Origin of the sequence: Oribacterium sinus (assembly GCF_014202695.1) — a bacterium.
In the GTDB taxonomy this organism is placed as follows: Bacteria; Bacillota; Clostridia; order Lachnospirales; family Lachnospiraceae; genus Oribacterium; species Oribacterium sinus.
In genome coordinates, this window is sequence record NZ_JACHHH010000011.1 from 26,215 (window position 1) to 48,205 (window position 21,991).

At 43.3% G+C, this 21,991-nt stretch carries 18 protein-coding genes and 1 pseudogene; 1 reads left to right on the forward strand and 18 read right to left on the reverse strand.

Annotated elements, in window-relative coordinates:
* Positions 1-82: 82 nt before the first annotated feature.
* Entirely contained in the window at positions 83-946 is an 864-nt protein-coding gene (locus tag HNQ46_RS09815) for an Rpn family recombination-promoting nuclease/putative transposase (RefSeq protein WP_183684527.1), read from the reverse strand.
* 248 nt (positions 947-1,194) lie between these two features.
* Positions 1,195-2,484, reverse strand: a complete 1,290-nt coding sequence (locus HNQ46_RS09820) for an ATP-binding protein (RefSeq protein ID WP_183684528.1) — start codon at positions 2,482-2,484, stop codon at positions 1,195-1,197.
* 430 nt (positions 2,485-2,914) lie between these two features.
* Between HNQ46_RS09820 and mgtE the strand changes: the two genes are divergently transcribed.
* Positions 2,915-4,315 carry a magnesium transporter gene (mgtE, locus tag HNQ46_RS09825; RefSeq protein WP_183684529.1) on the forward strand — a complete coding sequence of 467 codons (1,401 nt, stop codon included), beginning with the start codon at positions 2,915-2,917 and terminating at the stop codon, positions 4,313-4,315.
* Between the two features lie 581 nt (positions 4,316-4,896).
* On the opposite strand, the gene HNQ46_RS09830 is transcribed toward mgtE, so the two are convergent.
* The 16 genes and pseudogenes from HNQ46_RS09830 to nagA all read right to left on the reverse strand — a co-directional run bounded on the left by HNQ46_RS09830 (position 4,897) and on the right by nagA (position 21,783).
* Positions 4,897-5,793: a shikimate dehydrogenase gene (locus tag HNQ46_RS09830; protein WP_243155909.1), complete on the reverse strand. Its 897-nt coding sequence runs from the start codon at positions 5,791-5,793 to the stop codon at positions 4,897-4,899.
* 140 nt (positions 5,794-5,933) lie between these two features.
* Positions 5,934-6,650, reverse strand: a complete 717-nt coding sequence (locus HNQ46_RS09835; protein WP_183684531.1) for a YoaK family protein — start codon at positions 6,648-6,650, stop codon at positions 5,934-5,936.
* Positions 6,643-7,392, reverse strand: a complete 750-nt coding sequence (gene rlmB / locus HNQ46_RS09840) for a 23S rRNA (guanosine(2251)-2'-O)-methyltransferase RlmB (protein ID WP_183684532.1) — start codon at positions 7,390-7,392, stop codon at positions 6,643-6,645. Before rlmB ends, HNQ46_RS09835 begins: the two co-directional genes overlap by 8 nt.
* A gap of 182 nt (positions 7,393-7,574) precedes the next feature.
* Positions 7,575-8,087, reverse strand: a complete 513-nt coding sequence (locus HNQ46_RS09845) for a ribonuclease III domain-containing protein (RefSeq protein ID WP_243155910.1) — start codon at positions 8,085-8,087, stop codon at positions 7,575-7,577.
* A gap of 41 nt (positions 8,088-8,128) precedes the next feature.
* Positions 8,129-9,535, reverse strand: coding sequence for a cysteine--tRNA ligase (cysS, locus tag HNQ46_RS09850; RefSeq protein ID WP_183684533.1), 1,407 nt, complete (start codon positions 9,533-9,535; stop codon positions 8,129-8,131).
* 102 nt (positions 9,536-9,637) lie between these two features.
* Positions 9,638-9,807, reverse strand: a pseudogene (locus HNQ46_RS09855) (DUF1016 N-terminal domain-containing protein); the annotation flags it as partial.
* A 36-nt stretch (positions 9,808-9,843) separates the two neighbouring features.
* Positions 9,844-11,343, reverse strand: coding sequence for a S1C family serine protease (locus tag HNQ46_RS09860; RefSeq protein WP_183684534.1), 1,500 nt, complete (start codon positions 11,341-11,343; stop codon positions 9,844-9,846).
* Positions 11,344-11,534: 191 nt separating this feature from the next.
* Complete coding sequence (gene ispF, locus HNQ46_RS09865; RefSeq protein ID WP_183684535.1) at positions 11,535-12,008, reverse strand: 2-C-methyl-D-erythritol 2,4-cyclodiphosphate synthase; 474 nt, start codon at positions 12,006-12,008, stop codon at positions 11,535-11,537.
* A 116-nt stretch (positions 12,009-12,124) separates the two neighbouring features.
* The gene (locus HNQ46_RS09870) at positions 12,125-13,159 is read right to left on the reverse strand and encodes a diacylglycerol/lipid kinase family protein (RefSeq protein WP_183684536.1); all 1,035 of its coding nucleotides are present in this window, start codon (positions 13,157-13,159) and stop codon (positions 12,125-12,127) included.
* 44 nt (positions 13,160-13,203) lie between these two features.
* The gene (locus tag HNQ46_RS09875; protein WP_183684537.1) at positions 13,204-15,039 is read right to left on the reverse strand and encodes a S41 family peptidase; all 1,836 of its coding nucleotides are present in this window, start codon (positions 15,037-15,039) and stop codon (positions 13,204-13,206) included.
* Positions 15,040-15,164: 125 nt separating this feature from the next.
* Positions 15,165-16,253 carry a PucR family transcriptional regulator gene (locus tag HNQ46_RS09880; protein WP_007156767.1) on the reverse strand — a complete coding sequence of 363 codons (1,089 nt, stop codon included), beginning with the start codon at positions 16,251-16,253 and terminating at the stop codon, positions 15,165-15,167.
* Between the two features lie 230 nt (positions 16,254-16,483).
* Positions 16,484-17,596: an ABC transporter ATP-binding protein gene (locus tag HNQ46_RS09885; RefSeq protein ID WP_183684538.1), complete on the reverse strand. Its 1,113-nt coding sequence runs from the start codon at positions 17,594-17,596 to the stop codon at positions 16,484-16,486.
* Between the two features lie 242 nt (positions 17,597-17,838).
* Positions 17,839-18,495 (reverse strand): S1-like domain-containing RNA-binding protein, encoded by a 657-nt coding sequence (locus HNQ46_RS09890; protein ID WP_183684539.1) that lies wholly within the window; start codon positions 18,493-18,495, stop codon positions 17,839-17,841.
* On the reverse strand, positions 18,464-19,237 hold the full coding sequence (locus HNQ46_RS09895; protein ID WP_183684540.1) for an acyl-[acyl-carrier-protein] thioesterase: 774 nt from the start codon (positions 19,235-19,237) through the stop codon (positions 18,464-18,466). The genes HNQ46_RS09890 and HNQ46_RS09895 overlap by 32 nt, the downstream gene beginning before the upstream one ends.
* 230 nt (positions 19,238-19,467) lie before the next feature.
* Positions 19,468-19,923 carry a large conductance mechanosensitive channel protein MscL gene (gene mscL / locus HNQ46_RS09900; protein WP_183684541.1) on the reverse strand — a complete coding sequence of 152 codons (456 nt, stop codon included), beginning with the start codon at positions 19,921-19,923 and terminating at the stop codon, positions 19,468-19,470.
* Between the two features lie 717 nt (positions 19,924-20,640).
* Positions 20,641-21,783, reverse strand: coding sequence for an N-acetylglucosamine-6-phosphate deacetylase (nagA, locus tag HNQ46_RS09905; RefSeq protein ID WP_183684542.1), 1,143 nt, complete (start codon positions 21,781-21,783; stop codon positions 20,641-20,643).
* Between the last annotated feature and the right edge of the window lie 208 nt (positions 21,784-21,991).

Sequence of the window (21,991 nt, forward strand, 5' to 3'; positions counted from 1 at the left end):
AGCTTCTATTTGCTTCTTTGCCAGTTTCTTTCTATGTCCAAGAGGCAAAATCTTGCTTCTTCTCCATTATTGTAGGTCTTATTTATAAACCAAACTCCAAGAGCAAAGCTTGTAGATAGTCCTGATCTATAGAAGATTTCTTAATATCATCAATTCTTCCATGTTCTGCTAACAATCCCATTAATTGTATTACCTTTTGTTTAGCTATAATTTCTTCTTCTCTACCTTTTTCTATTCCTTTTTCTATTCCTTTTTCTATTCCTTCTTTAAGGGCTTTTTTTCTATAATTCTCTAATAAAACATTCATTTCTTTGCCTCCTTTCTCATTTGGCTTTGCATTTTTTAGTAGTGCAACTCTCTTTGATAATATATCTGAATTCATTTGCTCAGTTTCTTTTGCATGAAAATCTTCTGCTAATTTCCCCAAGGGACTATTATCTACATAGGATGTATTAAAATAAATAATATGAGACTCATCCCAAAACGGCTTTCCGGATTCTTGTATTGTTCTTTCTATATGATAAATCTGAAGTTGCCCATGAAGCACATCATTTGCTGTAATAAATATAACATAGGATTTGGGTAATTGCGAAAAATGATTTCCTTTTTTTAGATAGTGCATATCCATTAAACCGGCATGATAACGCGCTCGTTTAGGCTCTGCTCCGGAAATGTTATTTTGAATTTCAATATTGTAAATATTATTATCCCTATCTTCGCAGAGGCAGTCTAAAACCAAAGAATGTCCATGAAGATTCGATAAATTCTTTTGAAGGCTTTGTCTTTTCAGCTTTAATGTAGAATCGTCCATAATAGTTTGCAGAATATATTCTGTACATTCCTTATCTTGCAAAACCACTTTCATAAATAAATCATCCATGAGCGTAAGAGAAGAAATGATTTTTTGCTTTTCCACAATATCATTTTCAACTTTAGATTTAGGCATGAGTTCCCTCCTTGTAATGAAAAGAAATAATAGATTAAGAGAATACTAATGAATAGAAACATGAACTTTATCCTAGTATACGACCTTCATTCAAAATCACCTATACTCCACATTCGGATAATATCCGTAAATGGAGTAGGTTTTTTGACATGGAACAGAAGCCAATAAATGGCGTAGCTATACCATTTATTGGCTTCTTACTCTTAATCTAATGTTATGAATGAAATTATAGAACAACAGAAAAAATCTTAAATCACCGCCTTATCCAAAAGGAAATCAATCAGATTGATATGTAAAACGCCATAGTCATCATACCAACGTTTTCCGATATCTCTTCGCACCAAAACTTTAGGAAAAGAGTCACCGGTAAGCGAAAACGGTCTAAGCTCTATTTCTGTCTTTTCTTCTGTAGGCATAGCATAGGCGGATTGAATATATGTTCTCTTTCCTCCGGAATTTACCACAAAATCAATCTCTCGAGCCGTCCGAACGGAATTCCCCTTTTCGTTCTTTTCTCTGGCATATACTACCCCCACATCCACGGAAAACTGCCTTACCATCAATTCGTTATAGAGAATGTTTTCCATGATATGGGTCATCTCTTGCTGCCGAAAACCGATTCTGGCATTTCGAAGCCCGATGTCCTCACAGTAATATTTATTGGGGGAGTCAAAGTAGGCTTTTCCCTTCACATCATAGCGTTTACTTTCCGAGAAGAGAAAGGCATCCTCCAAGTGTCCGATATACGCTCGAATGGTGTTCGAGGAGACGGAAATGCCTTGCTTGGATTGCAAGGTATTGGCCAGCTTTGCCGGATTCGTAAGAGAACCGATGGAAGAACAGAGCAAATCCAAAATCTGCTCCAGAATATCCTGTCTTTCGATTTTCTTTCGCTCCACGATATCCTTGATATACACCTCCGAAAAGAGGGATTTTAGGTAGTTCATCTTTGCAAGTTCATTTGGTCTGGATAAGATTAAGGGCATCCCTCCATAAAAGGCATAGTCGTCGAAAGCTTCATTTTTATCCCCTCCTACTGCGGAATAGTACTCCGAAAAGCTTAAGGGATGGACTCGGATTTCATCACTTCTCCCCCGAAACTCCGTAAGAATATCACTGGAAAGCATCTTGGAATTGCTTCCCGTCACATACACATCCAGATTCGGAATGGAGCGTAAATCATTCAAGGCATCATAGAAGCTAATCTTCTTCCCCTCCGGATTGTAGGGATTCGGTACTTCATCCGACATCTGGATTTCATCAATAAAAAGATAGTGTTCCTCTGTTGTTCCGGAAAGCTTCTCTCTAACAAAGGAACTTAAGCGAAGTGGATCTCTAAATTGAATATCTTTTGCCAAGTCCAGCTCAATACTGATGATCTGCTCTTCCTTCACATGCTGATTAAGCAAATAGTCTTTATATAGCTTCTTCAACAAATAGGACTTTCCACAACGTCTAATTCCGGTAATCACTTTGACCAAACCGTCAAAGCGATAGGATATAAGCTGTTTTAAATAGCTATCTCTTTGGATTTCCATAAGCTCTCTCCTTAATTGAATTTTATTGCCTCAAAAGGCTTTTATATTCAATATAATAACTTCTATTCGACTCTTATACAAGATACTTTCTGCCAAGCTGCTAGGAATATTCTACCGACTTCTCCGGAACATATCTTGCTTTCCTCCCTGTATAGAACTTCTTACTTTTTCTTCCTGAAAGCCATTGCCCCGCCCTCTCTTCCGTGTTACACTTACACAGGCTTATGCGAGTTTTTACTTGCAAAAATTCAAGAGAAAGGAAGGAAAATGCAAATGAAAAGCGGCGACGACACGGATCCTAGTACTTATGATATTTCCATGGGGCAGGGATTTGTGAATTTCTATCAATCCTTCCTTCTGATCGGATAAATCGTGAAAATATCATAAGTTCTTTTCCCTGTGTCCATAGTTTTTTTGGGAAGGAGCTTACATGAACGAAGAAGAGAGAGTTTTACAGGATTACCAGCAGGAAATTCTGGATATTTTGCGGGGGCCGGATGATCCCGCGGTAAAGAAAGAGCGTTTGGAAGACTACCATGCCAATGATATGGCCTCCTGTCTTCCTGAGCTGACAAAAGAAGAACGGGAAGTTTTCTATTCCTTATTGGATATGGAAAGCCTTGCGGAAATGATGGAATATGCAGAGGATGCAGGGCAATATCTGGAGGAAATGGATGCGCAAAAGGCTGCTGACATTCTGGTAAAGATGGAGCCGGATGATGCGGTTGACCTTTTAAAGGAGACCGAGCCGGATATCAAGAAGGCTTGGATTTCTCGCATGCCTCTGGAGAATCGAAAAGAATTGCAGTCCTTGGCATCCTATAGCGAGGACTTGATTGGTTCCCGTATGACCACTAATTTCGTTTCCCTGGAAAGCAATCTAAACATCCGGGAAGCTATGCGTTCCTTGATTGATCAGGCTGCAGAGCATGACAATATTTCCACTCTTTATGTGGTGGATGAAAATGAATCCTATTACGGTGCTGTGGATTTAAAGGATATCATTATCGCCAGAAAGGATACCAAGCTTGAGGACATTACCGAAACCGCCTACCCCTTTGTCTATGCGGATGAACGGATTGAGGATTGCTTGGAAAATATCAAGGCTTACTCCGAAAACTCTATTCCGGTACTGGGAGAGGACAAGGAAATTCTCGGTGTTATCACTGCTCAGGATATCTTAGAGGTTTCCGATGACGAGATGGCGGAAGACTACGCTAAGTTGGGAGGTCTTTCTGCAGAAGAGGATTTAAATGAGCCCATTCGAGATAGTGTAAAGAAACGTCTTCCCTGGCTGATTATGCTTTTGTTCCTGGGACTTTTGGTTTCCACCGTAGTGGGACTTTTTGAAACCGTGGTGGCTCAGCTCACCATCGTTATGGCCTTCCAATCCCTGATTTTGGATATGGCGGGAAATGTAGGAACCCAGTCTCTTGCGGTAACCATCCGTGTCTTAATGGATGAGCAACTAAAGGCCGGCGACAAGCTGAAGCTGATTGTAAAGGAAATGAGTATCGGCGGCATTAATGGTTTGGTTCTGGGATTTTTCTCCTTGGTGGGAATCGGGGCTTATATCTACTTCTTTAAACACATGCCCCTCCATGTCTCCATCGGAATTGCCTTCTGTATCGGCATTTCCCTATTACTGGCTATGGTCATCTCCTCCTTTGTGGGAACCATCGTCCCCATCTTCTTTAAGAAGATCGGCGTAGACCCGGCAGCAGCCTCCGGTCCATTGATTACCACCATCAATGACCTGGTGGGAGTGGTAAGCTACTATGGACTGACATGGCTATTAATTTTAGAGATTATGCAGATTAAGGTTGCATAATGAAAAATAAAAAGAAGAATAGAGATTAAAAGATATATATTCCTGCTTTTCCGCAGTATAGCTTTGTACACGGGGCACGCTCCCGCTAACTTCGCCTTCGTAAGGGTACTAAGCTTCAAGCTTCGTTTCACTCGCTTTCAGCAAGTACCCACGGGCTCAGATTACCCCGTATCACAAAGCTATACTGCGGAAAAGCTTATAAGAAAACTCTTCTTTAATCTCCATTCTTCTTTTTTATTTTTCCCCAAAACAGAAACAAGCAAGTCTTAATAAGTAAGAAAAGGCGGCTTATAAGACAAAACATATCGATGAAAACAGCTCTATCCCCTTATAAATCAAGGGCATAGAGCGGTTTAATGTTTTTACAGATGGAGACGGATAGAATGTAAAACAAAAAATAATCCGTGTGCGTATACGCAATATAGGTCTGTAATACGGGGTAATCTGAGCCCGTGGGTACTTGCTGAAAGCGAGTGAAACGAAGCTTGAAGCTTAGTACCCTTACGAAGGCGAAGTTAGCGGGAGCGTGCCCCGTGTTCAGACCTATACTGTGGATACGCAAAAAACTTTATGTGTTATCTCTATCCTTCTCTTTCTTTGACCTTTGATTCCAAAAGGGCATAGACCTCCCCTTCCGGAAAGTCTTTTCCTGTCCATAGCCGGAAGGACTCCGCCCCTTGATAAAAGAGCATGGGTAAGCCGTTCATATAAGATAATCCCTGTTCCTTTGCCTGCTGTAAAAGCTTCGTTTCCAAGGGATGGTAAATGCAGTCTGCTACAAATAGTCCCTTATGAAGCCAGCGACTTTCCTCTACCAGGGAACGGTTCTCTTTCATACCTACAGAGCTGGCATTCACCAGGATATCACTGTTCCCACAGGCTTCTTCCAAATCCCTTTCCAGACTTTTTAAGAAAATCCTTCTTCCGGACTCCTTTTCACAACGTTCTACAAAATCCTCATACTTTCCCTTGCTTTCTTCTCGCACCAGCACTTCTATTTCCGAAAGTTCCGTACCGATGCCATAGCTAAGGATGGCCTTTCCGGCACCGCCCAGCCCCAATAGGCTTAGCTTCTTTCCTTTTAAAGCAAGTCTCTTTGCTTCCAAGCCCCGAAAGAAGCCTTTACCATCAGTACTATGTCCCTCAATTTCTCCATTTTCCCGGAAAACCAAGGTATTTACCGAATGGGCAAGTCTTGCTTCCCTGGAAATGCTGTCACAAAGGGGAATCACCGCCTCCTTTAAGGGCATGGTGAGATTACAGCCCTGCAGCTTCATTTTCCGAAAAACGGGTAATGCGCCCGGTAAATCCTCCTTTTGTAAATCAAAGGCAAGATAGCGGGCATTGATTCCCAACAAGCGGAAGGCTTCGTTATGCATGGCAGGAGAAAGGCTATGCTCCACAGGACTGCCCAAAAGGCCGAAAAGTCCGGTTCTTCCGTCAATTTCCCAACATTTTTCTTCTCTACAAGCGCTCATTGGCCCTACTTTCTTTTCCTCCCTCTTCATTCTATCTTTTTTGTACTTCCTTTATCTTCTATCTTCTTTTATCTCGTTTTATATCTTGCTTTATCTTGCTTTATCTTCTTCGTTCGTCCTTTATCTTTTTAGCTCTTCTTTTATCTGCCTTGTTCTTCCTTTAGCTTTTTTGCTCTCTCTTCATAGCTTTTATTGTCAAAATGCAGTTTGCCCCAGAGAAAGAGATGCAATATCGTCATTCCGAAAATGCAGTAAAGTCCGAAAACCTTTGACAAAAGCACCGCCGCCAAAACACCGGAAGCGAAGGCAAGAATCATCAGGCCGTGTCTCTTCGCAAGGCGTGCGGATTCTTCATTTTTGAAAAATAAGGCTTGGGTAAGATGACTTCCCATTTGTCGGATATGGTTGGTGCAGAAGGTGGTGGCCATGGGAATGCCCTCCGCTTTTCGGAAAATATTGAACTGCATGGCACAGATAAAGCTTAAGCTTAATTGACATAACTGATCCGGCCAACTCGCCGGCATCAGCCCCACAAGGAAGCAAACCAGCGACTCAAAAAGGAGAATTTTCTCTTCAAAATCTCTCTTCTTTAGATTTTTATGGTTTTGCCCAATATACTCCGATAAAATCACACCTAGCATATAGGCGGTAAAGGGAGCCAAAGAATACAGGGCTCTCCCCCATTTTCCCTTTCCCAAAGACAACATCATGATGACAAGATTGGCTGTCTGGGCATTGGCAAATACCTGTCCTCGTAGGCTATAAGTATATCCACCATAAAAGCCCCCCGAAAATATCAGGAGGGCAAAAAACCAAAGCTTTTCATGAATTTTCCAGGTTGCCTTAACTTTATCCATTTTGCAACAGCCTCTGTCTTACAATTTCATAAGCCAAAACACCGCAGGCCACGGAAGCATTGAGGGAATCCAGCTCTCCCTTCATGGGAATGGAGGCCTGCATATCACAAGTTTCCTTTACCAGACGAGAAACCCCTTCCCCTTCATTTCCCAGTACCAATCCAATTGAACCGGTCAGGTTCAGCTTATACATGCTTTCCCCACGCATGTCTCCGCAAACAAACCACATGCCTTCCTTCTTCAGCTCTTCCATGGTCTGCACCAGATTGGTCACCTTACAAACCTTGGTATAATTCAGGGCTCCGGCGCTAGTTCTGGCTACAGTTGCGGTTAGGCCTACCGCTCTTCTTTTCGGAATAATCACCCCATGGGCTCCCGCAAGATTTGCGGTACGAATCATCGCCCCCAGATTATGGGGATCCTCGATTCCATCCAACAGAAAGAAAAAAGGCGCTTCTCCCTTATCCTTCGCCACCTGTAATAAATCCTCCAAGGGCGCATATTCATAGGCGGAAAGATAAGCAATAACGCCCTGGTGCGTTTCTCCTGAGGACATCTCATCCAAACGGGATTTCTTCACAAAATCAATCACCAAATCCTGCTTCTTCGCCTCTCGAAGAATACTTAAAATAGGGCCGTCCTTTAAACCGTCCTGAATAAACAGGCGGTCAATGGTCTTTCCGGCACGAAAGGCCTCCAGCACCGGGTTTCTGCCGATTAGGGTACATCCCTCTTCTCTCATCCTCTTCCTCTTTCCTACTTCTTCCTATTTCTATGCTCTGACACTTTATAAGCGCTTTTCTATATAGCTTTTCTATATGGCTTTCTATATGGCTTTCTTTATAGCTTTCTCTATAGCTTTCTTTATAGCTTTACTTATAGCTTTCTTTATAGCTTTACTTATAGCTTTCTTTATAGCTTTACTTATTCCTTAGCTTCATTCTCTGCCAGTAAATGCTCCAAGCCCTTCTCCACCAGGCTAATCAGTCTGGAAATCTTTCCGGCATAATAAAGATAGCCCAAAAATGCCTCAAATCCGGTGGCTCTCCGATAATCCATAATGCTGGAGTTTTTGGAGTGGCTTTGGGACTTATGGTTTCTGGCTCTTCGATAAACGGAAAGCTCCTCTTCCGTTAATAGCTTTTCTTCTATTAAATATCCCATCAAATCCGACTGGGCCTTAGCACAAACCAGCTTGGTCTTTCTGCTGTTTACCCGATTCAGGTTTTCCTGATATCTTCTGCAAAGGTAATCTCGCACCCGAAAATCATAGATAGAGTCCCCCACGTAGGCTAAAGCCAAAGGGGATAAGTTCGGAGCCTCATCGTTAATAACTTGTTGCTCGATGAATAATGTATTCTGCAAAAGTTCCGCTGTCATAGCACATTCGGTTTGTATCCCTGAAGAGCCTTGCTCCTTAACGCTTCGACTCTCCATTTCGCTCTCCTGAAAGCTTAGATTCTCTAAACTTTCTGCCATTAAATCTTCTGCCATTCCACACCGTTTCTTGTATCCTTCAACTGAATACCCATGGCCAAAAGCTCGTCACGAATCTGATCCGCTTTAGCAAAATCCTTGTTCTTTCTGGCATCCTGTCTTTGCTGAATCAAAGCTTCCACCTTGGCGCCAAGCTCCTCTTCTTTCTTCTCGGTACGAATACCAAGAACTCCCATCAAGGTTTCCAGCTTCTGTAGCAGAGCTTCGCCGTAGGCCTTGGAGGAATGTTCCTCCACAGTGGCATTGGCAAGACGTACCAGCTCAAAAATCTGGGTAATCGCATCCGCTGTATTTAAGTCGTCTTCCATCTTCTCGGAGAAAATTGCTTCATAGCTTTCGGCAGTTTTCACATTTTCCTCTTCTTCCTTGGAAAATGTCTTCTCCTCCAAACGGGGAATCAAATCCTGCAAACGCCAAATCGCCGTAAGAATTCTTCCCAAAGAAGTCTTAGCAGCTTCCATTAAGTCCTTTGAGAAATTCAGTGGACTACGATAATGGGCGGAAAGCATATAGAAACGAAGCACCATCGGATCAAACTGGGATGTAACATCTCTTACGGTAAAGAAATTTCCCAAGGACTTGGACATCTTCTTATTGTCAATGTTGATAAAAGCATTGTGCATCCAGTAGCGAGCAAATTGCTCACCGTGAGCCGCCTCGTACTGGGCAATCTCATTTTCATGGTGGGGGAAGACAAGGTCCTCTCCGCCGGCATGAATATCCAAAGCACCCCCGCAATATTTTGGTGCCATAACACAGCACTCGGTATGCCAGCCCGGACGTCCCTCGCTCCATGGGGAATTCCAGTAAGGCTCTCCCATCTTCTTGGGCTTCCAAAGCACGAAGTCCGTGGGGCTTTTCTTCTCCTCTTCTCCGGAGACTTTCAGTTCGCGAAGACCGGAACGGAGATCTTCCATATTCTTATGAGACAACTTTCCATAGGAAGGAAAGGCAGTGGTGTCATAGTACACCGTACCGTCCACCGGATAAGCAAAGCCCTTCTTTACCAGCACATCAATAAGATTCACCATTCCCTGAATTTCTTCCGTGGCCTTGGGATGGGCGGTAGCCTCCATAATATTCAGATCCGACATGTCCTTTTCCACTTCGGAGATGTAGCGCTCGGTGATGGAAGAGCAATCTGTGCCTTCGTCCATGGCAGTCTTAATAATCTTGTCGTCCACATCCGTATAGTTGGAGACATAGCAAACCTTATAGCCCTTATATTCCATAAAACGACGGAAGGTGTCGAATACAATCATAGGACGGGCATTTCCGATATGAATTAAATTATAAACCGTGGGGCCGCAGACATACATCCGAATCTTCCCCTCTTCAATGGGGACAAACTCTTCTTTTTGCTTCGACATGGTATTATAAATTTTCATTTTCTTGCTTCCTTTCTCCGAAGACAATCTTCTCATAAATGAGGACAAAATACGGTTTTAGTGTATAGTTTTTCCCACAGTTCGTCAAGAAATGCAGGGAAATAATTGACGTTTTAGTTCTCTTACAGACCATTCTCTGTTTCTTTCTCATAAAAGCTACGCTTGTCATTATCTTCTATAGATAAAAGTTCTAAATAATGTGACCAAGTTAATTTTCCAGACAGCGTCTGGAAAATTGGATATGCCAAAAGTAAAAAGAGATAGTCTTTTGAACCATCTCTTTTTGAAGAAAACTTTATTTATCCCAATTATCTCTTATACTCATTAAAGAAATCCTGGAACTGCTTATAAAAATCCTCTTCCTCCTTGGATCTTCTCTGCTTTCCCTTGGATTTTCCTTCTTGCTCCTTGGATGGTGCGGAGCTTTCCCCATTGTCCCCGGAATTTCCTTCCGGTGCATTTTCCTGAGGAGCCTCTCCTTGAGAATTACCGCCTTGCTGTTGCTCTCCGGAGGATGCTGAGCCGTTGGATGTTCCGTAATCTGTTGTATTGGCTTTTCCAAGGGTAACGTGTACCTGCACTTCATTGTACTTACCGCTGCCATCCTGACGCATTACGGTTAAAGTAACCTCTTCTCCGATACGATACTTGGAGAGAAGGGACTTCAAATCTGCGGTGGTGGCAATGCCCTGTCCGTCCAGCTTGGTAATAATATCTCTTTCCTGGAGCTCACTGTTCTGTGCCCCGGTATCCTCTAAAATCTTAAAGATATATACACCCTTAGGCATTGCAAAGCTTTCTGCGGTCTGGGCATCAATATTCTTCACCTGTACGCCCAGCACACCCTGCTCTTCCTTGGGAACATCCTCTCTGGTGGCCAGAGTGGAAAGGGATTTCAAAATGCTTTCCGCCTTGGAGGACGGGATGGAATAGCCCATACCCTCTACATCCGTATCGGAGTACTTGGCCACATTGATACCGATTAATTCTCCCTGCATATTCAGAAGGGCTCCGCCGGAATTACCGGGGTTGATAGCCGCATCCGTCTGTAATAATCCCTCTGCGGTTCCGTCTTCCGTCTCCACGTCTCTATCCTTTGCGGAAATGATTCCCTTGGTTACGGATTGACCATAGCCCAAAGCATTTCCGATGGCTACTACCTGATCTCCCACCTCCATAGCATCGGAGGAACCGATTTCAATCACTTTAATCTTGTCTCTGGTTTCCTGAGATAAGTCTGAAAGCTTCACGGAAACAAGAGCTAAATCCACCGTGGCATCGGTACCCTTCACCTGAGCCTTGGCGGTACTGTCGTCAATGAAGCTTACGGTTAAGGAATTGGAGTCCTGAATCACGTGATTATTGGTGGCAATCAAAAGTTCCGTTTCATTCTTTCCAACGATGACACCGGAACCGCTGGCAGGATACTCGGTTTCTCTCTGGATATCGCCGAAGATGGAAAAACCGTTTTCCTGATAACGCATCATATTGGTAATAGCTACAACGGAAGGCATAGCCTCCTTAGCCACCTGACTGACAGAGCCGGAATCCGCCTGCACCACCGTCTTTTCCTTCTCTACATCGGAAGCGCTGGTCTTTTTCTCCTGCTTTTCTTTCTGCTTTTCTTCCTTGGATTCCTGAGTACTGTCTTGATTCGAATTCGCCTCATTATCCTGAGAAAGCTCTCCTTCCGCCAGAATATGATAAATCCCATTGGATTGAGCAAGGTAATTGATGCCCACCATACAAGTTCCGGCAATCACTCCAAAAAGCAAAGCCGAAAAGATTATCCCAATAAAACGTTTCATCTCTTCTCCCCCTTAAAACATTTTCTCGTTAAAAATATTGCAGAAAAACACTGTCTCCCGCCTACTGAAGCATTATCTTATATAAAAAATATCTCTTTATTCTAAAGAGATATTGTGTTCAATTTGTGACAATGCATAAAACTTCCGAAGAACTTTCCTTTTCCGAGACTTCCCTTCATTTTACCATAGTGTTAACGGTTTTCCAAAAGGACAATGGCCTTCGCCGCAATCCCCTCGCCCCTTCCGGTAAAGCCCAAGCCTTCTTCCGTTGTGGCTTTCACGGAAATCTGTCCTCTTTCACAATGAAGCGCCCTGGCGATGCATTCTTCCATCTCCGGAATATAATTCTTGATTTTCGGTCTTTCCAGTAGGATACAAATGTCTGCATTTCCCAGAGTATAGCCCTTCTCCTGTACCAAAGCATAGGCCTTTTCCAAAAGCAGGACAGAAGAAATCCCCTTATAGCGTTCCTCCGTATCCGGAAAATGTCTTCCGATATCTCCAAGAGCAGCTGCCCCCAGGATGGCATCGGTTAAAGCGTGCAGCACCACATCCGCGTCGGAATGTCCCAAAAGTCCCTTTTCATAAGGAATCTTTACCCCGGCAAGAATCAAGTCTCTTCCTTCCACCAGCCTGTGTACGTCATAGCCCAGCCCAACTCTCATTTTCCCTTTCCTTTCCCTAAGACCTTTTCATTTCTGCTAAAGCTTTTTATCTCTGCTAAACCCTTTCCAGAAACCTCAAGAAACAGTCTTTTATGTCTATCTTCTTCCCATCTGCTTTAAATTTGCAGCCGCAATCTTCCGGGCATACAGGAAATGGAGAGATCCTTTTGTTTTCCCAAGGATTCTCCATCCACATGGAAGGCCACCTCCTGCTCCAAATGAATCTCCATCTTCTTAAACCGGTAGCAATGCACCCCAGGAAGACTTTTATGCTTTCCGAAAAGTGCCGCAAACATAATGTAAAGCAATCGAAGCTTTTTCTTGGTGCTAACCAAACATAAATCCAGAACACCGTCTTCTCCGGAAGCTCCACATCCCAAGGCATAGCCGGATTCATAGGGATGATTATGAATGGACAAAAAGAGGATATGCTGGAATTCCATCCTTTCTTCTCCATCTAGGAGAATACTTCCTTTGATTTTCTTTGCCCGTTTTAATTCTTTCACAAAAGCATAAAAATAAGAAAGGGCCTTGGAACGAATCCTCTGTTTTTCTTTGGGGCAAATGCTGCACCCCATACTGAGCAGCTCCTGCAGGACAGCTGCCTCAAAGCCCAGTCCCACACTGACCACAAAACGCCGATGTCCTCTTTCACCCTCTACAATGCCGTAATCTACCTTTCGCTCTTCCTTGGCAAAAAGGGAAGAAAGACTTTCCGGAATCTTATAGCCCTTTTGCAGGGCTCTGGCAAAATCGTTATCCCTATGCACCGGCAAAAAGGAAATCGGGAAAGAATTGTTGTCCAGCATAGCCCCGTCAATCACTTCATTTAAGGTACCGGTTCCGCCAATGACGCAAATCCTATCCTCTATAGAGACAGCTTTTGCTTCTCTGTTCCTTTCTCCGGAATAATCTCTATGAATCTCTTGTTGGGTTTCTTTAGGATTTTCTCCGGTGATTTCTCTATGATTTTCTTTATTGATCTCTCTGGTGATTTCTCTGGCAAAGAGTCTGGCATCTCCCTGTTTTTCCGTAAAGAAAACGGAAAAGCCTTCTTCTCCCAACAAAGACTTTCCCTCTTCCTTCATTTTCTCCCAAAGTCGTAACCCCATTCCCTGTCCCGCTCGGGGATTAACGATAAAAAATACCATGCCTCACCATCCATTACTGTTCATCTTCTGATGAACTGAGTATATCATGGGCTGTTTTTATCGTGTATAAAATTAATATAAAGACTCTCTGCTGCTTTTCTTAATTGCAGGTCTTTTGTTCTGTCCCGAAGATAAGTGAATTGATCCGCCTCCGGCATTTCCACCGTAAGATCCGGTGTAATTCCCTTCTTGTGAATGTTTCGTCCGGCCGGCGTAAAGTAGTAATGGGTGGTAAACTCCACCGCAGATCCGTCCGGGAAGCTTCGTACCGTCTGCACAATACCCTTTCCGTAAGACTGGGTTCCGAAAACCCAGGCTCTGTCATAATCCTGCATGGTTCCTGCAAAAAGCTCCGAAGCGGAGGCGGAGTTTTGATTCATTAAAATGATGATGGGCAGGTCAACTTCATGTCCGTCCTTGGCATACCAGTCCTTTCCCTTTCCCCACTTGTCCTCCGTATAAAGAAGAAGGGTCTTATCCTTTTCAAATTGACGATTGGGATTGGGCGTGACTTCCAAGACGGATGCGGAAGCTCTTTCTCCACCGTACTGTGTGTTACTCCCTTCTGTACCGGTAGCCTGCGCATTGCTTGTTTCAGGACTGTTCTCTTGCGTTTGTAAAGGCTGGCTATCCTTTCTCTTCGGCTTCTGCAAATGATCCGGCAGAAAGTAATCCAGCAGTTTGGTTGCCGCTTCCACGTCACCCCCCGGATTTCCTCGTAAATCGATAATCAAAGCCTTCTTCTTTCCGTCAATATCGGATTCATACTGGGAAATGAAGGAATCCACCGCCTCCATATAGAATCCCCTTAAGGAAAGGTAACCGATATCTCCAGGCTTTAGCTTGGCTAAGACATCCCGATTTACATCAGGCTGCTGTTCTTCACTCTTCTGTGGGGCTGATTCATTTTGCTTTTCAGCTCCGCTCTGAAGCTTCAACATCTCTGCCACATCTCCAACTTCAGAGCCGGGAATGACCACCTCTCCTCTGGTAATCCGCAGAGTGACTTCCTCACCGTTTCGATTTACCACCATTTCCAAAGAGCTTCCCGCCAAACCCTGAATCAGATTCTCCACAATATAGTTTAGGCTAAGGCTTTCCACGGAAATGCCGTCCACCTTCAGTACAACATCTCCCGCCAAAAGACCTGCCTTTTCCGCAGGAGATCCGGGATAAACATACTCTACCAAGGGGCCGCCTTCCTTTTCGGATACCGCCGCACCGATTCCTTTGTATATTCCCTTTTGACGATTTCTGGTCTCCTCTATCTCTTCCTTTGTATAGTAAGCAGCATAGGGATCCTCTTGCAGAAGGCTTGTCAAAAAGCCCTTGTAAATCATCTCCTCCGCATCTTTTCCATTTTCCTGATAAAGGTAGCTGTCCGTCAGCAAATCCTGAATCTTCCTAAGCTTCTCCGTAACTCTTGGAAGGTTAATGGACTCCAAGTTCTCCAGATTGGAGTCGGAAAGGGTGGAAGAACTGGCCGCTCCATTATGAATGGCCTGATTTTCTTGTCTTTTTGGAAATCCGAAGAAATAAAAATAGCACAAAAGCGCACCAAGAACAAAGGAAAGGGTAAAGCAAAGGAAGAAAAATACCACGCCCTTCCAAAGCCCTTTTTTATTCTGTTTTGGCCCAGCTTTCTGCGCTTCCTCCGTTTCCATCCCCGATGTCTCTATCCGTGCTTCCTCCGTCTCCAGCCTCGATGTCTCTGTCCGCACTTCTTCCGTCTCCGGCCCCGATGTCTCTGTCCGCACTTCTTCCGTCTCCGGCCCCGATGTCTCTATCCGCACTTCTTCCGGTCCCAACTCCAATGCTTCTTTCTCAGGTTCCTGCCTGGATTCCTCTTCCCTCAAATGCTTCTCCTCATTTGCGTCCATCTATTTCTCCTAACTGCCTTTTCACTCCATTTCAGAAACGAGATATCGCACACTACGCGTGCGATACTCGTTAAGAATAAACGCCAAAAGCTATTCAGCTCTTGGCGTTCTTGGGAAAATCTGCTTTAAAAATCAAGAGTTTCCATATACTTCATATATTTTACAACCATGAGGGCAATCTTGAAGGTTATGGCGTCATCAAAGACTCTTAAATCCAGTCCTGTGGAACGATCCAGCTTATCCAACCGATACACTAAGGTATTTCTATGGATATACAACTGTCTGGAAGTCTCGGACACATTCAGATTGTTCTCAAAGAACTTGTTAATGGTGGACAGAGTTTCCTCATCGAAATCATCCGGGGAAACGTCCGTAAAGATTTCCTTAATAAACATCTTACAAAGAGGAATCGGCAACTGATAAATCAAACGACCGATACCAAGGGCATTGTAAGCAATAATCTCCTTGTCCACAAAGAAAATCTTTCCTACCTCCAGAGCCATCTTAGCTTCCTTATAGGAACGGGAAACTTCCTTAATCTCGTTCACAATGGTACCGTAGGAAATCTTTGCTGAAAGCATAAGCTCGGAAGACAGCATATCCATCATGCTCTCCGCAACCTTCTGCACCTGCTTATAATCATCCTCCGGAGCAAGCTCCTTCACCACGATAATGTTCTTCTCATCTACCGCAGTCACAAAATCCTTGGGCTCGGAAGAGAAGAAGCTCTTTAAAGCCTCCTGTGCGGAACCGTCCAGGTTGTCCTTGGCCTCTACCATATACACTACACGACGAACGCCCACTTCGATATGAAGCTTCTTCGCCCGGTTATAAATATCTACCAGAAGCAAGTTGTCTAAAAGAAGGTTCTTAATAAAATTGTCCTTATCGAACTTCTCACGGTATGCCACTAAAAGAGTCTGAATCTGTAATACGGCAAGCTTTCCTACCATATATACATCATCCGTATCTCCATGGGCAATCAGAACATATTCCAGCTGGTGCTCATCGAAAATCTTAAAAAACTGGAAGCCTCCTGCTGCCTGAGAATCCGCCTGAGAGGCCGCAAAAGAGACGACCATCTCGGATACATCCCTATCCTCTTGGAAAGTTGTGGCTAATACTTTTCCGTCAATGTCTGCAATGGCAATATCCAGTCTGGCGATTCCCTTTAAGGAATCAATTGTACTTTGCAAAACCTGATTTGAAATCATCTCTACTCCATTCTTTCATGAACTACACCGGGGGGAAGAATGCAGCCTTTCCAATCACGTCTCAACCTTATCTCTTCTCCCAACCTTATCGTTTTTCCCCATTACTATAATCAGTTTATTCCCAATTTTCAAGCATTTTAAAAAAAGACAGGGAAAGAAAAGTTCTTTTCCTGTCTTTTTTACCAGTTTTTCAGAAAACTTTTATTGCTTTTCTACAAAGCCAAATTCTCTTAGTTGGTAATAGTCTGCTCTGTTTCCTTATCGAAAATATGAATCTTGTTCTCATCCAAAGCAAAGCGAACGGTATCTCCTGTTCTTGCCTTGGTCTTGGGATTCACTCTTGCGGTCCAGGAAGCATCTCCGATATCGAAGTAGAGTAAGGTCTCCGCTCCGAGCATCTCGTATACACGAATTTCTGCGGAAATCACGGACTGTCCATGCTGAGAAAGATACTCTTCCTCATCATGTAAGTCTTCAGGACGAATTCCTAATGTGACAGTCTTTCCGATATAGCCCTTATCCTTTAAAGCAGCTGCTTTCTTTTCATTTAAGGTGATGGTGTTTCCTGCAAAGCTTAACTTTACAGCGCCGCCCTCTTCTGTGCACTCCGCATCAATCATATTCATCTGGGGAGATCCGATAAATCCTGCTACGAACTTGTTGCAGGGGGTATCGTAAAGGTTCTCCGGAGTATCTACCTGCTGAATATAACCGTCCTTCAAAACTACGATTCTGGTTCCCAGTGTCATAGCCTCGGTCTGGTCATGGGTTACATAGATGATGGTAGTCTCTAAGGACTTGTGGAGCTTTGCAATCTCTACACGCATCTGTGCCCTTAACTTTGCATCCAGGTTGGAAAGAGGTTCATCCATCAGGAATACCTTCGGACGACGAACGATGGCACGTCCCATAGCCACACGCTGTCTCTGTCCTCCGGAAAGAGCCTTAGGCTTTCTGTCCAGCAAGTGCTCAAGATCCAAAATTCTTGCAGCTTCATGCACCTTCTTATCGATTTCATCCTTTGGTACTTTTCTAAGCTTCAGTCCGAAGGCCATGTTATCGTATACAGTCATATGAGGATATAATGCATAGTTCTGGAAAACCATGGCAATGTCTCTATCCTTCGGTTCTACATCATTCATTCTCTTTCCGTCGATGAAAAGGTCTCCGGAGCTGATGTCTTCCAGTCCTGCCACCATACGAAGGGTAGTAGACTTACCGCATCCTGAAGGTCCTACGAAAATGATAAATTCCTTATCTTCAATCTCTAAATTAAAATCTTTTACTGCCACAAATCCGTTGGGGTATTTCTTTACCACATTTTTGAGCTGCACACTTGCCATGCTGTTTCTCCTTCTATAAATATGATTTATGCTTTCTTTTCAGCAGAAAACCGGTATATGAATTCCAGGATTTTCGCATACTTATGCTAATAGTATTCTATCTACTTTCCCTCTTTCTGGCTATAGACTAAGTTTCCGAAAAAATGCTCCTAATTTTGTACAAGATAGAGTTCCTTTATTAAATAAATGTCAATCTGCCCAAAAAGAGAGGGGATTTTTAGCAGAATCCCCCCTCTTTGTTGCTAATCCTGATAAATTTTAAAAATTGCCGTTCTGGTGATTTTAATCTTTTTTTCCTTTAAAAGCTTGCCAATAGCCTTTTTAAAGGCGGCTTTTGACACGCCGAAGTCCTTTTTCACCTGCTCCGGATCCACGGTCTTATCCGTATAAGGGATATGTCCCTCAAATTTCTCCTCAATCAGCCGTTCAATCTGCTCTCCCAGCTTTTCATAACGGGAAGCATTTATTTCCTCTTGCGTCAAATGCTTGGCATCCTCTTTTTTCTTGGTATACATAGTACCTGCCAAACGCTCGGTCTTGTCCACATAAAGGTAAATCTCCACCTCCATATCCTTCTTTAAGGCATAACGCATCTCTCTGTGGGGCACCAAAATATCCTTCTCCAAGCCGATATCCACAAAGGCGCCGATGGTATTTACATCGCTGACCCGCAGTCTTCCGATTTCTCCTACTTCAAGATAAGGTTTTTTGGTGGTGGCAATTAACCTGTCCTTGGAATCCTTATACAAAAATACGGAGACCTCATCCCCTATGGTCTTCCCTTTGGGAACCTGGCGGATGGGAAGAAGCACGCTGTCTCCTCCTTCCTCTCCCACAAAAACACCAAAATCCTTTTCCCTAAGAATCTTAAGCGTCTGGATTTTTCCTAATTTCAACATGGCAACATAACTCCTTATTCTGATTATAAAAGGCTACAACCGTTCTATCCTCTTCTATTGCTACCCTTGGGAAAATACTGTCTCCTAAAGTATAGGCCTTCACATATTCCGCCCGAATGGAATAAAATTCTCTCTTAGAATCGGCTTTTTCTTCTCCTTCGGTGAAAAGAATTGCCGGCTTTCCTGTACATTGGAAAATAACTTCCTCCGCCAAAGCAATGTACTTGGCGTTGTTCATGTGGTGGTTGGTATCCAGAAAATCCTGCACAACGGGAATGAGCTCTCCCTCCTGATAGCTTTCCGGAAAAGCAATTTTTCTTTGCAGGGGAGGCAAATGTAACACATCCTCCCGTTCCTTAAAGGGCGCAATCAATTCCTCCGTAATCTTTCCGGGACGTCCCTTCTCCAAATCAAAGCTGAACCACTCGCTGTCTGCTTTCACATAGAACTCTCTTGCTTCATTTTGAATCCAGAAATTCCTATAGGCGAAAATCCCCCGGAAATTGTGGGGAGACGTTCCGATGGAAAGCTTCTCATAGAGCTTAGGCAGGGCATATAGCTCAATATTCCAAGCACTCAAGAGCCATGCTCTATGCTTTTTCTGTAAAACTTCAATGGACATTCCCACATCATGAGAATGAAAGGTGGAACAATCCTGCAAAAGATTCACCACGGAAAACAGGCTCATTTCTCCCTTCTCCGTTACCTCGGAATAACGAACTCTCTCTTGAATCTCATACATCCTTTGCCACCCTTTCTTGATTTTCCCCTTAAAAGCTACTCTATCTCATTGAATCCGGAATCCCGTTCCTCACTATTTTATTACACAGCTCCGAAAATACCTTTTCCTTCTGTTTTATAGCTCCCCTCCGGAATTCTTTCTGCTCTATTCTACTCTATTTTTTTTATTCTGCATACAGTTTCTATCTTTCCTACAAAAAAAGAAGAGGTTCCCCTCTTCTTTCAGTATTCTTAAACGGACTCTGCGTATCCTGCCAACTTGGATGTGCAATGAGGACAACGAGTTGCCGCAATAGGAATCATAGTCTTGCAGTACTCACACTCTTTCTCTGTAGGTGCTGCTTCCGGCTCAGCCTTCTTTAACTTGTTCATCTGCTTAACGAAGACAAATACCACAAAAGCCATAATCAGGAAATTGATTACCGCAGTGATGAAGGAACCGTATGCCAATACCGCACCCTGCTCAACGGCCTCAGTGTAAACCTTGGTGGTCTGTCCTGCTAAAGGAATGAACATGTTTTCAAAGTCAATCTTTCCTGTAATCAAGGAAATCAATGGCATAATCAGGTCAGATACCAGCTTGTTCACCAATGCGGTAAAAGCAGCACCGATAATCATACCGACTGCCAAATCAATCATGTTTCCCTTTAAAGCAAACTCTTTAAACTCTTTCAAAAAACCCTTCATTTGTCTCTCCTTAAAAATATAGAATCTCCTTTTTTAGAACTTTTCCTTTTTTGTCCTAAAATCCTTCGCTACTCTAGTATAGAAGAGAGCTTTTGGCAAGTTCTATTTTCCGAAAGTAACAATGTTTATTGTATTTTTATTTTTATTCACTTATTAAGTCATTGCTTTTTGCCGAGTCAATTTTCATTTTTCTTCTTTTTGAGAAGAACCACCGCCGATAGCTCCTAGCTTTGTTTCCTATTTAGTTCCAAAAAACACCAGGACCAGGAGAGGAACTTTAATAAAAGATACAAAAAGAAAAGATTCAAAATCAGTCTCAACGGATTTAAAGCAGTAGAGAAAAAAGGAGAAAAATTCAAGCTTCCCTGTTTTTGTATATAAAGATAGGTATAAGGAAAACCAATCCCAATTTGATTCCCCTTATCAGAAAAAGGCATAAAATAAGAGAGCAAGATTTCCAAGAAAAAAGCCAGACTCAAAGTGCTCTTAACACTTCTGTACAGCCATGGCTTTTGATTTTCTGTATTCATATTTTCCCCCTCCCAAACCTCTAAAACGAGATATCCCACGCTTTGCAAGGGATACTTGTTATGAATTATAAATAAGCTATTTTAACTATAGAATTGGAAGGAGATTTCGTCAAATGCTATTCCTCTTACATTTTTCTTTGCATTTTTAGTAATTTTATTCATTCCCAATCTTGCTGTTGTATAGGATTTAAATAATCTTTTTTCCGGCCTGATAAACGGCCTTCTGTTTTAAGTCCTTATCCACAATCAGATAATCCGCCTGCTTTCCTACCGTAATGCTGCCGTAGTCCTTCTCAATGCCCAAGGATCGGGCAGGGTTTAGGCTGGCTGCTGTAATAGCCTTTCTAAGAGGAATCTTCATTTCCTTTACCGCAGTACAAAGGCAGTCATAAACATTGGACACGGAGCCTGCCAATGCTCCATTGGATGTCAGGGTACAGTGCTTTCCCTTCTTCTCCACTTCCTGCCCCCCAAGGTCATAAAGCCCGTCCGGCATTCCGGTGGAACGAAGGCTGTCACTGATAAGAATGACTCTATCCTCCCCCAAAGCCTCGAAGGCCAAACGCACCATGGCAGGATGCACATGAATGCCGTCCGTAATCAACTCGGCAAATACTTCCTTTTCCTCGATGGTAGCTCCCACAACTCCCGGATTTCTGTGATCCAGACCGGTCATGGCATTGAAAAGGTGTACCGCATGACTGGCTCCTGCCTGGTAGGCCTTCAAGGCCGTGGGGAAATCCGCATTGGTATGGGCAAGGGAAATCTTCACCTTCCCCCTCATTTTCGGAATAAAACGCTGGAAATCAGGATTCTCCTCCGGCGCCAAGCCCATATACTTTACCAGTCCGCCGGAGCAATGTAAGAAGCGCTCCGCAAGCTTTTCATCCCACTTTAAAATGTAATTGGGATTCTGCGCCCCCTTCTTCACCGGGCTGATAAAGGGGCCTTCCATATTGATGCCCAGGAGTCTGGCCTCTCCGATTTTTAAGCCTTCCTCATGGTATTCCTTCGCTAAGGAAAGGACCTTTTCCAAATCTTCCACAGCCAATGTCAGGGTTGCCGGACAAATGACGGTAATGCCGTGCTCCGCCTCATACTTTGCCAAAGTCTGCAGGGCCTTTCTGGTACCGTCACAAAAATCCTCTCCCAAACAGCCATGAAAATGAATGTCAATCAGTCCCGGCAGGAGAAAGTCCTCCGGACAGGAAAATGCTTCCTCTTCGGAAAGCTCTTTTTCCTTGTGAATGGCGGAAAAGCACCCGTCCTTCACTTCTACGGAAGCTAAAGTAAATTTTTTTTCTTCTGTAAAGATACAATATTTTTCCATATTAAATCCTTCTCAAACAAGCACTATTTTTTCTAAAGTATGCGCTATTTTTTAAGAGTTTGATAGCTTTCCTATGGGAATAAACTTTAACTCTTTTAAGCTTTTGATGATTAAACTTATGATTTTTAGGCTTTGGGTTTTTAGACTTTGGGTTTTTTAGACTTTGGGTTTTTTAGACTTTGGGTTTTTTAGACTTTGGGTTTTTTAG

Excerpts from the sequence above, each read along its gene's own strand:
- HNQ46_RS09890 (WP_183684539.1), bottom strand. The coding sequence starts at position 18,495 with ATGTTGAAATTAGGAAAAATCCAGACGCTTAAGATTCTTAGGGAAAAG.
- HNQ46_RS09880 (WP_007156767.1), bottom strand. The coding sequence starts at position 16,253 with ATGATTTCAAATCAGGTTTTGCAAAGTACAATTGATTCCTTAAAGGGA.
- HNQ46_RS09860 (WP_183684534.1), bottom strand. The coding sequence starts at position 11,343 with ATGAAACGTTTTATTGGGATAATCTTTTCGGCTTTGCTTTTTGGAGTG.
- mscL (WP_183684541.1), bottom strand. The coding sequence starts at position 19,923 with ATGAAGGGTTTTTTGAAAGAGTTTAAAGAGTTTGCTTTAAAGGGAAAC.
- HNQ46_RS09815 (WP_183684527.1), bottom strand. The coding sequence starts at position 946 with ATGCCTAAATCTAAAGTTGAAAATGATATTGTGGAAAAGCAAAAAATC.
- mgtE (WP_183684529.1), top strand. The coding sequence starts at position 2,915 with ATGAACGAAGAAGAGAGAGTTTTACAGGATTACCAGCAGGAAATTCTG.
- cysS (WP_183684533.1), bottom strand. The coding sequence starts at position 9,535 with ATGAAAATTTATAATACCATGTCGAAGCAAAAAGAAGAGTTTGTCCCC.
- HNQ46_RS09845 (WP_243155910.1), bottom strand. The coding sequence starts at position 8,087 with ATGGAGAGTCGAAGCGTTAAGGAGCAAGGCTCTTCAGGGATACAAACC.
- HNQ46_RS09820 (WP_183684528.1), bottom strand. The coding sequence starts at position 2,484 with ATGGAAATCCAAAGAGATAGCTATTTAAAACAGCTTATATCCTATCGC.
- HNQ46_RS09875 (WP_183684537.1), bottom strand. The coding sequence starts at position 15,039 with ATGGACGCAAATGAGGAGAAGCATTTGAGGGAAGAGGAATCCAGGCAG.
- nagA (WP_183684542.1), bottom strand. The coding sequence starts at position 21,783 with ATGGAAAAATATTGTATCTTTACAGAAGAAAAAAAATTTACTTTAGCT.
- HNQ46_RS09885 (WP_183684538.1), bottom strand. The coding sequence starts at position 17,596 with ATGGCAAGTGTGCAGCTCAAAAATGTGGTAAAGAAATACCCCAACGGA.
- HNQ46_RS09830 (WP_243155909.1), bottom strand. The coding sequence starts at position 5,793 with ATGAGCGCTTGTAGAGAAGAAAAATGTTGGGAAATTGACGGAAGAACC.
- HNQ46_RS09870 (WP_183684536.1), bottom strand. The coding sequence starts at position 13,159 with ATGGTATTTTTTATCGTTAATCCCCGAGCGGGACAGGGAATGGGGTTA.
- rlmB (WP_183684532.1), bottom strand. The coding sequence starts at position 7,392 with ATGAGAGAAGAGGGATGTACCCTAATCGGCAGAAACCCGGTGCTGGAG.
- HNQ46_RS09895 (WP_183684540.1), bottom strand. The coding sequence starts at position 19,237 with ATGTATGAGATTCAAGAGAGAGTTCGTTATTCCGAGGTAACGGAGAAG.
- HNQ46_RS09835 (WP_183684531.1), bottom strand. The coding sequence starts at position 6,650 with ATGGATAAAGTTAAGGCAACCTGGAAAATTCATGAAAAGCTTTGGTTT.
- ispF (WP_183684535.1), bottom strand. The coding sequence starts at position 12,008 with ATGAGAGTTGGGCTGGGCTATGACGTACACAGGCTGGTGGAAGGAAGA.